The organism is uncultured Salinicola sp. (assembly GCF_937921195.1).
In the GTDB taxonomy this organism is placed as follows: Bacteria; Pseudomonadota; Gammaproteobacteria; order Pseudomonadales; family Halomonadaceae; genus Salinicola.
The window spans coordinates 1-11,034 of record NZ_CALFQK010000090.1 but is presented as its reverse complement, the minus strand read 5'-3'; the positions used below and the strand labels follow the sequence as shown (position 1 = coordinate 11,034).

At 65.0% G+C, this 11,034-nt stretch carries 11 protein-coding genes and 1 pseudogene; 6 read left to right on the top strand and 6 right to left on the bottom strand.

Features of this window, described 5'->3' with window-relative positions; all coding sequences use genetic code 11:
- Nucleotides 1-328, top strand: a pseudogene (locus tag Q0602_RS07720) (PRC-barrel domain containing protein); the annotation flags it as partial.
- Nucleotides 329-424: 96 nt separating this feature from the next.
- On the opposite strand, the gene Q0602_RS07715 reads toward Q0602_RS07720, so the two are convergent.
- The 3 genes from Q0602_RS07715 to Q0602_RS07705 all read right to left on the bottom strand — a co-directional run bounded on the left by Q0602_RS07715 (nucleotide 425) and on the right by Q0602_RS07705 (nucleotide 3,225).
- Nucleotides 425-808 carry a DUF4168 domain-containing protein gene (locus Q0602_RS07715; protein ID WP_149435824.1) on the bottom strand — a complete coding sequence of 128 codons (384 nt, stop codon included), beginning with the start codon at nucleotides 806-808 and terminating at the stop codon, nucleotides 425-427.
- 158 nt (nucleotides 809-966) lie between these two features.
- Nucleotides 967-2,262, bottom strand: a complete 1,296-nt coding sequence (locus Q0602_RS07710) for an aminotransferase class I/II-fold pyridoxal phosphate-dependent enzyme (protein WP_298841185.1) — start codon at nucleotides 2,260-2,262, stop codon at nucleotides 967-969.
- A gap of 45 nt (nucleotides 2,263-2,307) precedes the next feature.
- Nucleotides 2,308-3,225 (bottom strand): MurR/RpiR family transcriptional regulator, encoded by a 918-nt coding sequence (locus Q0602_RS07705; RefSeq protein ID WP_149435826.1) that lies wholly within the window; start codon nucleotides 3,223-3,225, stop codon nucleotides 2,308-2,310.
- 218 nt (nucleotides 3,226-3,443) lie between these two features.
- Here Q0602_RS07705 and Q0602_RS07700 point away from each other — a divergent pair, with 218 nt between their 5' ends.
- The gene (locus tag Q0602_RS07700) at nucleotides 3,444-3,896 is read left to right on the top strand and encodes a DUF4174 domain-containing protein (protein ID WP_298841180.1); all 453 of its coding nucleotides are present in this window, start codon (nucleotides 3,444-3,446) and stop codon (nucleotides 3,894-3,896) included.
- Nucleotides 3,897-3,975: 79 nt separating this feature from the next.
- Here the strand turns inward: Q0602_RS07700 and Q0602_RS07695 are convergent, their stop codons facing one another.
- The 3 genes from Q0602_RS07695 to Q0602_RS07685 are packed head-to-tail and all read right to left on the bottom strand — an operon-like array spanning nucleotide 3,976 to nucleotide 6,406.
- The gene (locus Q0602_RS07695) at nucleotides 3,976-4,926 is read right to left on the bottom strand and encodes a biotin-dependent carboxyltransferase family protein (protein ID WP_298841173.1); all 951 of its coding nucleotides are present in this window, start codon (nucleotides 4,924-4,926) and stop codon (nucleotides 3,976-3,978) included.
- On the bottom strand, nucleotides 4,926-5,657 hold the full coding sequence (locus Q0602_RS07690; protein ID WP_298841170.1) for an allophanate hydrolase subunit 1: 732 nt from the start codon (nucleotides 5,655-5,657) through the stop codon (nucleotides 4,926-4,928). Before Q0602_RS07690 ends, Q0602_RS07695 begins: the two co-directional genes overlap by 1 nt.
- The gene (locus tag Q0602_RS07685) at nucleotides 5,654-6,406 is read right to left on the bottom strand and encodes a 5-oxoprolinase subunit PxpA (RefSeq protein ID WP_295040302.1); all 753 of its coding nucleotides are present in this window, start codon (nucleotides 6,404-6,406) and stop codon (nucleotides 5,654-5,656) included. Before Q0602_RS07685 ends, Q0602_RS07690 begins: the two co-directional genes overlap by 4 nt.
- 388 nt (nucleotides 6,407-6,794) lie before the next feature.
- On the opposite strand from Q0602_RS07685, the gene Q0602_RS07680 reads away from it, so the two are divergent.
- From Q0602_RS07680 to Q0602_RS07665, 4 genes are all read left to right on the top strand, one after another.
- Nucleotides 6,795-7,763, top strand: a complete 969-nt coding sequence (locus tag Q0602_RS07680; RefSeq protein WP_295040300.1) for a LysR family transcriptional regulator — start codon at nucleotides 6,795-6,797, stop codon at nucleotides 7,761-7,763.
- A gap of 120 nt (nucleotides 7,764-7,883) precedes the next feature.
- Nucleotides 7,884-8,882, top strand: a complete 999-nt coding sequence (locus tag Q0602_RS07675) for a TRAP transporter substrate-binding protein (RefSeq protein WP_298841166.1) — start codon at nucleotides 7,884-7,886, stop codon at nucleotides 8,880-8,882.
- Between the two features lie 79 nt (nucleotides 8,883-8,961).
- A complete protein-coding gene (locus Q0602_RS07670; protein WP_298841163.1) occupies nucleotides 8,962-9,543 on the top strand; it encodes a TRAP transporter small permease in 582 nt (193 codons plus the stop codon).
- Nucleotides 9,544-9,729: 186 nt separating this feature from the next.
- Nucleotides 9,730-11,031 (top strand): TRAP transporter large permease, encoded by a 1,302-nt coding sequence (locus Q0602_RS07665; protein ID WP_298841160.1) that lies wholly within the window; start codon nucleotides 9,730-9,732, stop codon nucleotides 11,029-11,031.
- The last annotated feature ends 3 nt before the right edge of the window (nucleotides 11,032-11,034 follow it).

The window sequence follows — 11,034 nt, the reverse complement described above, 5'->3', positions numbered from 1 at the left end:
CCTGGGGGCCAAGGCACTGGTGGTCGAAGCCGGTGGCGTGCTGGATATGGGCGACAAGAACTTCGTGGTCCAGAAAGGCGACTTCACCGTCGAGACCAATCATGACGAAAGCCTCGACGACATCGAATACCGCGTCGTTCTCGACATGGACGAAAGCGCGCTGAAACAGCAGCCCGAGTACACCAACGACTGGTGGCGGAATGCCAAGACCCAAGCCGCCGAGGCCTGGGAAAACACCAAGCAAGGCGCCTCCAGCGCCTGGGAAGACACCAAGGCCGCCACGTCCGACCTGCTCAACGACGCCAGCGACGCGATCGACAACAACTGATTTCGTTCCGCGCGTTCGTCAATGGCAAAAAAACCGCCGACCCTCGGTCGGCGGTTTTTCGTTCATGGGCGATACTCGAAATCGCCCTGTCGATGCTTACTGCTGGGGCTGCTGCACCATACCCTTCACACGCTGCATCAGTTGCGGATCCTGCTGAATGGCCTGGCCGATCGAGTTGAACTGCTCGACGCTCATGCCGCTCTCCTGAACCGCCTGGACCATTTCATCGTTGGCCTGCTGGCGAATCTTCTGCTGCTCACCTTCATCGGAGGCGTTCTGCAGCTGCTCGGTATAATCCTGGGAGATCATCGCGATGTCCTGCGATGCGTCAGCGAACTGCTGGAGCTGGTCATCGGAGAAGTTTTGCGCCGGAGCCTGCGCCTGCGAACCGCTGTCGGCGGACTCCTGGGCCAAGACAGGCGCACTGGCGAGACCGGTCGTCATCATTGCCGCCGCGAGAAATGCAGTGATCCTTTGCATGAATACCTCCAGATATCGATTTTATGCGTGTGCCCTAGTGGGATGCCGCGTGGGAAGGAGAGTTCCCTCCGAAATGTTTCTCTCGGCAATTTAATGTTTCGCCGGGAAACATCGGCACGCCCGGTGCCGGCGATCTCCCACCGTCACTCGCCCGTCGGTCATGGTAACCATTCCACAATGGCCTGAATACCGGCACGGACCTTGTCCAGGGTCGGCAACCCCATGGGGTCGTCGTAGCGTTGCGGGCAATGCTCCAGTAGCACTCCGCCATCGAAGTCGACGTAGGCCAGGCGCACCGTGAGCTGCAAGGGGTCGCAGCCGAATGCACTCCCCGGCAGCAGGGCCACGCCGGTCTCTTTCAGCAGCCGGGCGGTCAGTTCGGCGCTGGTGGTGATGCCGCGCCGGACCAGGGCCTCCCGGTGAGCGTCGAAATCGGGAAACAGATAGAAGCCACCATCCGGTAGCTGAGTGCGAACGCCGGCCGCCTGCAGCCGCTCGGCGCACCAGTGTCCGATCAGGCCCAACCAGGCCCGTTGGCGCTCGAGATAGTTCGCCAGTTCGGGACTCATCCGATAGGCGACGCAGGCCGCTTCCTGGACCGGGCTGGCGACACTCGACCAGGTCTCCGAGGCGATGCCGAGCAGGCGTGCGAACAGCTCACCGCCCAGCGCTTCAGGAACGTGCATCACGCCCAGTCGCCAGCCGCCAGCGCCACACCACTTCGAGAGCCCGCTGGTGGTGACCGTGCCCTCGGGATAGTCGCGGGCGAAGGCGCGGTGCGAGCCGTGATGGTCCAACGGGCCGTAGATCTCGTCCGCCAGCACGATCACGCCATGGCGCCGAGCCACCTCGGCCAGCGCGCGCTGAGTCTCGGCATCGGGCGACAACCCGGTCGGATTGCCAGGTGCATTGAAAATCAGCAGCCGCGTGCGGCTCCCGCCTTCTCGGCAATGCGCCTCGAGCTGCTCCGGCGTAATCTGCCAGCGCGTCTCGAAGCTGGCCGCCAGCTTGACCGCCGTCTGTCCGGCCAGACGCGCCTGCGGCGCATAGGAGACCCAGGCTGGCGCCGGGATCAGGATCTCCGTCCTGGGCAGCGCCTTGATCAAGGCGAACAGCAGCAGTTTACTGCCGGGTCCCACCAGGACCCGCGATGCCTGCCAGGGCGTGCCATCGATCTCGCTGTGAAAACTCGCGACCCCATCCCGCAGTGCCGGCAGCCCCTGCACGGGCAGATACGCTTTCCGGTCCGCGTGGCGGGCCAGCGCCTCCACCGCCGGGCCGTAGACCGGAAACGGCGACTGGCCGAAGCCGAACTTGATGACGCGCTCGCCACGAGACTCCAGCAGTCGCGACTGTTCGTTGATCAACAGGGTATCGGATGCCGGTGTGGCATCGAGGTCATCGGCGTAGGCACGATTCAACAGGGCGGCGGCAAGCCCCGGGCAGGCGGTCATGACAACTGGTCTCCTGGGTTCGATGGGGTCGTCGGGGTGGAAAGGTCATTCGATCTGCCAGCGGGCGATAAGGGCTTCACGACGGCGGATCGAGGCGACGGCGTCGCCCCCCATCTCGTGGGCCATGTGCGACAGCAGCATCTCGATGGTCACGAACAGACTGCTCATGGGGTTGAAGAAGAACGGCCCTTCGGCGGACGCCAACAGCGTCATGTCGGTCATCGTGGCCAATCGCGCGGTCTCCTGGTTGGTCAGCGCGAGCAATCGAGCGCCCTGGTCCAGCGCCTGGCGGCAGTAATCGACACTGACCCGGGTTTCCGGGCGATAGCTGATGCCCACCACCAGATCGCCCTCCCCCAACTCGCGCCCCGTCTCGAGGTTGATTCCACCGAGAGAGTCGATCAGGCGCACGTCGCTGCGCAGGTAGCCCAGGTAGTAGGCCAGGTAGTGCGCCCCCGCGAAGCAGGCACGCTGGCCAACGACATGGACCCGCCGGGCATCGATCAGCGCCCTGGCGGCACGCGCCAGCATCGCCTCATCGAGCCTCTCCGCGGTTCGCGAGAGATTGCCCATCTCCTCCTGCCACAGCGTCTGTCGCTGGACGGGATAGTCGCCGTCGCTCGGAATCTGACCGAGATCGAGCAGGCGTTCCGCACGGGTGGAGTAGAAGGCGCCGGTGGTCGCATCGGCGCGAAACAGCGCCTGAAACGCCTTGAATCCCGTCAGGCCCAAGGCGTGCGAAAGTCGGGTCAGGCTGGAAGCATTGACGTCATGCTGCTTCGCCAGCGCCGAGATACTGAGCGTGGCCGCAAGCTCCGGAGCGGCAAGCAGTTGCTCGAGCAGTTTGAGCGCCCCCGGCGTCAGTTTCGGTGCCCGGGGCTCTCCTCGACGCGCGGCGATCGAGAGCGCCTGCAAGGCGGCTATCGATGTCGGCGGCATATCGAAACCATCGCGATCGGCCATGCCTCATTCCTCCGTTTCAGTTTTGCAAGATTATACCGAGGCCTCACTATCTGCAAATATTTTTACGAATTTAGAAATATTTTTGCCAACGGTGTCCGTTATATTAGGAGTGCCCGTTATAACAGCGCCCGCTGGAACTCCAGCCAGCTTGAACCCCCTGCAGCCTTCGGAGTCACAATGAACTGCGGACTCGCTAACGACACTCGGAGGAGATTCCCATGAAACACTGGTTGATGACCGGAGTACTGATGGCCGGGGCCTCGTTCGCGACGGGGGCTTCGGCCCAGGCGAACGGCAACGATCCAGCCAATCCGCTGATTACCGACAAGTGGAACTTCCGCCCGCTCATCGTGGTGACGCCGGATGCCGGGCAGCCCGCCTACCGGCACCTGCGCCGGCAGCTCGACCGCACCCAGGCGCAGTTCGATGATCGCGACATGCTGCTCTACACGATCGAAGGAGAGAGCGGCACCCGTCATGGCCGTCCGATGACCGCTTACGAGACCAAGGCGCTGCTCGATGCCGTGGACGTCAGCCCCGAACAGGGCGTGACCACGATCCTGATCGGCAAGGATGGCGGCAAGAAAGTACAGCTCCAGGGCGAGGTCGACCTCCAGGAGATCTACGCCACCATCGACAGGATGCCGATGCGCCAGGCGGGCGACGACTGAAGGGGCGACAGCGCGCCTCGACGGACGCCCTCAGGCTCAGGCGCCCGCTGGCCAACGATGGCAGGGAATCGGCAAGCGATCAGCGCCACAGTGCGAGTTGCTGCAGATAGGCCTTGCGCGCCTGGTGCGGCGTGACCGGGGAGAGCCTGATCGAGGTGCCGGGAGCGCACTGCCCGAGCCGGGCACAGGCGAGGGGCGACAGCGCCCCCAGGCGCGGATAGCCGCCGATGGTCTGACGGTCGTTGAGCAGGATGATCGGCTGGCCATCCGGCGGAACCTGGACCGCGCCCAGCGGAATCCCCTCCGAGATCATGCCCCCCAGCTGGCATCGCAGTTCCGGTCCGGTCAGGCGCACGCCCATGCGGTCGGCGCGGCTATCCACCTGCCAGGCCTGATTGAAGGCCGCGAACAGGCTGGCACCCTCGAAGTGCGCGATCTGCGCCCCGGTGACCAGCTCGAGCGTGACCTCGTCCTGCGGCATGGCCATCGCGCATGGCATCTCGCGGGTCTCGGCGGCCACCGAGGCCGCGATCAACCGATCGCCGATCCGAAGCGCGCTCCCCCGCCCGTCGAGACCGCCCAGCTGCTCGCGGGCGACGGTCGAGAGGCTCCCCATGAACGGCTCGGCATCGATCCCGCCCGGCAACGCCAGGTAGGCACGCAGCCCTGCCCTGGGCTGGTCGAACGCCAGCACCTGCCCCGGTTCGAGAACGAAGCTGCCATTGGCGGGCAGCGTCTCGCCATCCCGCGTGGCGCCGAGATCGGCACCCGCGATGGCCACCGCCATCCTGCCTGTGGCCTTCAGCGTCAGCCCACCCATGGCGATCTCGATGCCGGCGGCATCTGGGGCGTTGCCGAGCAGCCAGTTGGCCCAGCCCAGCGCGATCCAGTCCAGCGCGCCGCCCTGCGTCACGCCGAGATGGCGGGCCCCGAAGCGACCGGCGTCCTCCACCAGCGCCAGCGGCCCCGTGCCCTCGACGACCAGAGCGGCATTGCCACTCGCCGCCCGGGAGATTTCCGGCGTCGCCATCAGCGCTCCTCCAGCGGCGTGGTGTCGCCGCCCTGTTCGATGAAAGCCTCGCGGCTGATCGGTTCGAATCGCACCCGATCGCCCGGGCGAAACAGGCTGATCTCGTCGCGCTCGCGATCGAACAGCTCGACGGCGGTGCGGCCCAGGATGTTCCAGCCACCCGGCGAGCGCATCGAATAGATGGCGGTCTGGCGTTCGGCGATGCCCACGCTGCCCGCCGCCACCTTCTGTCTCGGCGTCTTCAGCCGCGGCGTGGCCAGCGCCTCCTCGACCATGCCCATGAACGCGTAGCCTGGCGAAAAGCCGAGGGCGAAGGCGCAATAATCGCGACCGGCGTGGCGACGCACGATCTCGTCGGTATCGACGCCTAGGCGCTCGGCGATCCTGGTGAGTTCGGGACCGACACTGTCGTCGTACCACACCGGGATGCGATGCTCCCGCCCGGTCTCGGTGGAGGCCGGCTTCAATCCCCGCAGGGCTTCGTCGATCCACTGCCTGGCCTCGCGCTGGGAGAGCCGGGCCACGTCGTAGTGCACCAGCAGCGTGGTGTAGGACGGCACCAGGTCGATCAGCGCCTCGCCGAAGCGTTGCCGCAGCGCGTTGTCGGCGGCCAGGATCCAGGGCATGTGGGCCTCGTCGATGGCGGCGAACAGCCTGACGATGAGGGCGTCCATGCCGACCGTTTCCAGCCGAAAAGCGGGCGCAGTAGAGGGGGAAGGCGACTGACTCATGCGTCGGCCAACTGCTGGAAGGCTTCGCGAATGGCTTTCACCGCCGCCACGGATTCGGCGTTGTCGCCGTGAACGCACAGCGTATCGGCGGGCAGGCGTAGCTCGCTGCCGTCATTGGCGATCAGCGGCTCGCCCCTGGCCAGGGCCACGGCCTGCTCGACGATGGCGCCGCGATCGTGATGCACGGCGCCCGGAAGGCGCCGCGAGACCAGGTGTCCCCTGGCGTCGTAGGCGCGGTCGGCGAACGTCTCGAACCACAGTGTTACGCCCATCTCCGCGGCCAGTTCGCGCACCGGCTCGGGATTGGCGGTCGACATCACCAGCAGCGGCAGCGCCCGATCGTAACGCACCACCGCCTGCATTGCCGCCCGCAGCAGATCGAAGTCGCCGGCCATGTCGTTGTAGAGCGCGCCGTGGGGCTTGACGTACTGGATACGGGTGCCCTCGGCGCGACAGAACGCTTCCAACGCGCCGATCTGGTAGAGCATCAGGTTCTCGACTTCCTGCGGCGAGCAGGCCATCGAGCGGCGACCGAACCCCATCAGGTCCGGATAGCCCGGATGCGCGCCGACTTTCACCCCATGGGCCACTGCCAGCGCCACGGTCTTGCGCATGACGTCGGGGTCGGAGGCGTGAAAACCGCAGGCGATATTGGCGCAATCGACGAAGGGCATCGCCTGTTCGTCGAGCCCCAGCGCCCAGTTGCCGAAACTTTCACCCATGTCGCAGTTGAGCAGGGGCGCGCGCATCGCATTACCTCGTATCGTTGTTGTAGGGAGCCGGGCACGGGAGTCCAGCGGACGAGTCCGTCGGAGGAGCCATTCGGCAAAGCCGTCAGGAAGGCTTTTCACCAGCGTGCCGTGGACAGTGGGCATCCCGGAGACGCCTTACCGCACTTTAAGAAACCGCCAGCCGCAGGGTCCAATCGTTTTTCGCGATGCGCAGTATCGGCACAATCTTTCATTCCCATGGCACGATGCGGGTGGATGGATGCCGGAGAGTTGACGTTCACGCCGCCGCGCCGAAGAATCGGCCATCCCCTTTCGAGTGCACAGCGCCTTTTGAATACCTAACGTCTTTTGAACACCTAACGTCTTCTGAATATCTAGCGCTTTTTGAATACCTAGAGAGAACCCCATGTTCGACTTCAAGGAGCTCGAAGCCTTCGTCTGGGTCGTCAGGCTGGGCTCGTTTCGCAAGGTGGCAGCGCGCCTGCACCTGACCCAGCCCTCGATCTCCGACCGCATCACCCGGCTGGAAGCGGCCGTCGGAGAGTCGTTGCTGGACCGCAGTGCCCGGCCGGTACAGCCGACGCTGCGCGGCCGGGAGTTCTACGCCCACGCAGAACGCCTGCTGGACAGCCGCGAGGAGGCGCTGCAGCTGTTCCAGAATCAGGAGGACTTCTCCGGCACGCTGCGGCTCGGGGTCATCGAGACCATCGCCCACAGCTGGTTCAGCACCTTCCTGACCCAACTGGCCGAACGGCACCCGCAGCTCACCATCGAACTGACCGTCGACATCTCGCCGTTTCTCCACCAGCGCCTGGCGGACAACGATCTCGACATGATCTTCGCCATGGACGGCGTCGCCCCCGGCCTCTCGGTGACGCAGCTGCCGTTGGCCACCTACGAGATGGGCCTGTTCGTGGCACCGCAGCATGCCGAGCGCCTGCGTCAGGGTGGCGCATCGGCGCTATCCCGCCTGCCGTTCGTCTCGTTCAGCAAGCTGGCACGCCCCTATGGCGAGCTCGTGGCCTATCTGGCCGAACTCGGCATCGACGATCCCAAGATCCACTGCGCCACCACGCTGATGACCATCGTCCGCATGAGCATCGACGGCGTCGGCATCGGCTCGCTACCGGTCTCGACGGTGTCGGACGCCTGCGAGCGCGGCGAGTTGTTGCGGTTGGCGCTGCCCACGCCGCTACCGGCGATGTTCTACGACGCGATCTGGCGTACCAGCAGCTATCCCAGCTTCTGCCGGGGGGTCACCCGACTCGCCCAGGAGTGCGCTGCCCGCTACGCCGCGGAACACCCCCGCGATCCCGTCGGTGACGGGCAGTGGGAAGCGGTGAAAGTCTGGCCCGATAGTTTGGATAAGAATTAACGATTTGACGCCGTCGCCGGCCGACTTGAAGAATGCAGAGGTGCCATGTCCCGGTCACGACCCCTTTCAATAACAAGCGGCGTGCAGGAAGACCTTCTCAATAACAAACGGAATCCAACGATGCGCATACCCCATGTTCAGCTGTTGACGATCGCCGTGGCGGGATCGCTCGCCGTCGCGACGCCGGCACTCGCCGACCAGTGGAACCTCGCCTCTCCCTACGGCGATGCCAGCTTCCACACCCAGAACACCAAGCAGTTCGCCGAGGATGTCGCCGACGCGACGGATGGCGAGCTGACCATCACCGTGCACAGCGGCGGCTCACTGATCAGCCACGCGGAGATCAAGCCATCGGTGCGCCGCGGCACAGTCCAGGCCGGCGAGATATTCCTCTCCACGCTCTCCAACGAATCGCCGATCTACGAAGTCGACACCCTGCCCGGCCTGGCCGGCAGCTACGCCGATGCCTACGATCTGTGGCAGGCCTCCAAGCCGATCATCACCGAGCTCTTCGCCAAGGAAGGATTGATGCCGCTGTACGCCGTGCCGTGGCCGGCACAGGGCATCTACACCGATTTCGAGCTGACCGATGCCTCCCAGTTCGAGGGGCTGCGGGTCCGCGCGCCGAACATCAACACCCAGCGCTTCGTCGAGAACCTGGGCGGCATCCCGACCCAGACCGAGGAAGCCGATATCCCCACCGCGTTCAGCACCGGGCGCGTCGACGCCATGATCACCTCGGTCTCCACCGGCAAGTCGATGTCGGCGTGGGACTACGTGTCGAACTACAGCGATGCCAACCTGTGGCTGCCGAAGAACATCGTCTTCGTCAACAAGCGCGCCTTCGACCGCCTCGATGACGCCACGCAGAAAGCGGTTCTCGACGCTGCGGCCAAGGCCGAGCAGCGCGGCTGGCAGATGAGCAAGGAAGACAGCGCCGAGAGTGCCAAGGCTCTCGAATCCCACGGCATCACCGTGAGCGAGCCCAGCGATGCCCTCCAGCAGCAGCTGAAAGCCGCCGGACAGAAGCTGTTCGAAGACTGGCAGGCGCGCGCCGGCGATCAGGCCCAGCAGTTGGTCGATCGCTACCGCGAACGCCAGGCCCAGCAGAGCCAGTAACGTTCGGTGCGACGGCCCGCCTCGCCGCGGGCCTCGTACGCCGTAGACTTCCTTCACTCACACCCGGTGAGTTTCCGCCATGACCTTCAGACTGAATCCGCTCTACCGGCTGGGCGCCTGGGGCGCCGCGGCCTGCATGCTGGCGATCTGCGCCATGGTCACCTTTCAGGTACTGCTGCGCTGTCTCGACGCCGCGTTGGTACTGGTAGGCGCCAGCCGCCTCGGCTACGAGATCAGCGGCGTCTCGGAGATCGCTTCCTACCTGCTGGTCGGCGCCACCTTCCTGAGCCTCGCCTACACCTTCACCCATCACGCCCATATCCGCGTCACGCTGGTCATCGCCCGACTGCCGGCGGCGATCCGGGTCTGGTGCGAAGTGGCGTGCCTGGCGATCGCCCTGGCACTCAGCGCCCTGCTCAGTTGGGAGGTGATCGGCCTGATCCAGGAGAGCCTCGACTACGGCGACGTCTCCTCGGGGCTGATGGCGATTCCGCTATGGATCCCCCAGGCCGTCCTGGTCGTCGGCCTGGGGCTGCTGTGTCTGGCCATTCTGGAAGCGCTGCTGACAACGCTGAGACAGGCCGTGACGGCCCCCTCACGCTACGTGGCCCCCGGCGACGACGACGGCGTTACCGACAACGACAGCTTCGGCGGCGAGTGACTTTTCGCTCCAACAACCAGCGAGGAAGCGCTGAATAAATCGGCGAGCGGGATGAAGGGCAAGGCGCACGGAGCGCAGAAGACGAGACATAACATGGGGTTAGGCGAGTCTTCCAGCACCGCGTAACGCAGCACTTCGCCCGCGCAGACATTTATACGCTGCTTCCCTGAACCGAGGATTCGACTCGTGCTCACGCTCAGTCTTGCAACGCTTTTTACCCTGGCGATTCTGCTCGGCGGCGGCGTGTGGATCGCCTTCGCCCTGCTCGGCACCGGCTGGATCGCGCTGACCTTTTTCACGAGCTTCGAGGTCGGCCCCATTCTCGCCTCCGACTTCTGGGGCGCCAGCTATGGCTGGGACCTGACCGCTCTGCCTATGTTCGTGTGGATGGGCGAGATCCTGTTCCGCTCCGGGCTTGCCGACAACATGTTCCGCGCCCTGTCGCCCTGGCTCAACCGTCTACCCGGCCGGCTGCTGCACTCCAATATCATCGGCAGCGGGCTGTTCGCCGCCGTCTGCGGCTCCTCCGCCGCGACCTGCGCCACCGTCGGCAAGATGACCCTCCCGGAACTCGAACGCCGCGGCTACGACGAGACGCTGGCGATCGGTACGCTGGCCAGCGCCTCCACCCTGGGCCTGCTGATCCCGCCGTCGATCATGATGATCGTCTATGGCGTGGTCACCGAGCAGTCGATCTCGCGCCTGTTCATGGCGGGTATCGGCCCCGGCCTGCTGCTGCTGGCACTGTTCATGATCTACCTGGTGATCTGGTCGCTGACCGCCGGCAGGAGTGGCGGCGCGGGTCATGCCGAGGCGCCGATGCCGTTTCTGGACAAGGTCAGAAACAGCTGGCGGCTGATTCCGCTGCTGGTACTGATCGGCGGCATTCTCGGCAGCATCTACGGCGGCGTCGCCTCGCCCACCGAAGCCGCCGCGGTGGGCGTGGTGCTGTCGATGGTGATCGCCCGCTTCAATGGCCACTTCGACAAGTCGATCTTCCTGGAGTCGATGTTCGCCGGGCTGCGCACCTCGTGCATGATCGCCTTCATCATCGCCGGCGCCTCGTTCCTGTCGTCGGCCATGAGCTTCACCCAGCTGCCGACGCAACTGGCTAGCGCCATCGCCGCCATGGGGCTCTCGCCCAACGTGCTGCTGGTGATGCTGACCCTGTTCCTGCTGGTACTGGGCTGCTTCCTCGACGGGATCTCGCTGATTCTGCTGGTGACCTCGATCATCATGCCGCTGATCAACGCCGCCGGCATCGACCCGATCTGGTTCGGCATCTACCTGGTGATCGTGGTGGAGATCTCGCAGATCACACCACCGGTGGGTTTCAACCTGTTCGTGATCCAGGGACTCACCGGCAAGAATATCTTCACCATTGCCAAGGCTACGCTGCCGTTCTTCCTGCTGATGCTGTTCGCCATCGTGGTGATGCGGGCGTTCCCGGAGATCGTGCTGTATCTGCCCCAGGCGATGACCGGCTAAAGC

What these genes read in the sequence shown, in the direction of transcription:
- Q0602_RS07670 (WP_298841163.1), top strand. Translation starts at nt 8,962, where the DNA reads ATGACCTTCAGACTGAATCCGCTCTACCGGCTGGGCGCCTGGGGCGCC.
- Q0602_RS07690 (WP_298841170.1), bottom strand. Translation starts at nt 5,657, where the DNA reads ATGAGTCAGTCGCCTTCCCCCTCTACTGCGCCCGCTTTTCGGCTGGAA.
- Q0602_RS07685 (WP_295040302.1), bottom strand. Translation starts at nt 6,406, where the DNA reads ATGCGCGCGCCCCTGCTCAACTGCGACATGGGTGAAAGTTTCGGCAAC.
- Q0602_RS07715 (WP_149435824.1), bottom strand. Translation starts at nt 808, where the DNA reads ATGCAAAGGATCACTGCATTTCTCGCGGCGGCAATGATGACGACCGGT.
- Q0602_RS07695 (WP_298841173.1), bottom strand. Translation starts at nt 4,926, where the DNA reads ATGGCGACGCCGGAAATCTCCCGGGCGGCGAGTGGCAATGCCGCTCTG.
- Q0602_RS07680 (WP_295040300.1), top strand. Translation starts at nt 6,795, where the DNA reads ATGTTCGACTTCAAGGAGCTCGAAGCCTTCGTCTGGGTCGTCAGGCTG.
- Q0602_RS07675 (WP_298841166.1), top strand. Translation starts at nt 7,884, where the DNA reads ATGCGCATACCCCATGTTCAGCTGTTGACGATCGCCGTGGCGGGATCG.
- Q0602_RS07700 (WP_298841180.1), top strand. Translation starts at nt 3,444, where the DNA reads ATGAAACACTGGTTGATGACCGGAGTACTGATGGCCGGGGCCTCGTTC.
- Q0602_RS07710 (WP_298841185.1), bottom strand. Translation starts at nt 2,262, where the DNA reads ATGACCGCCTGCCCGGGGCTTGCCGCCGCCCTGTTGAATCGTGCCTAC.
- Q0602_RS07705 (WP_149435826.1), bottom strand. Translation starts at nt 3,225, where the DNA reads ATGGCCGATCGCGATGGTTTCGATATGCCGCCGACATCGATAGCCGCC.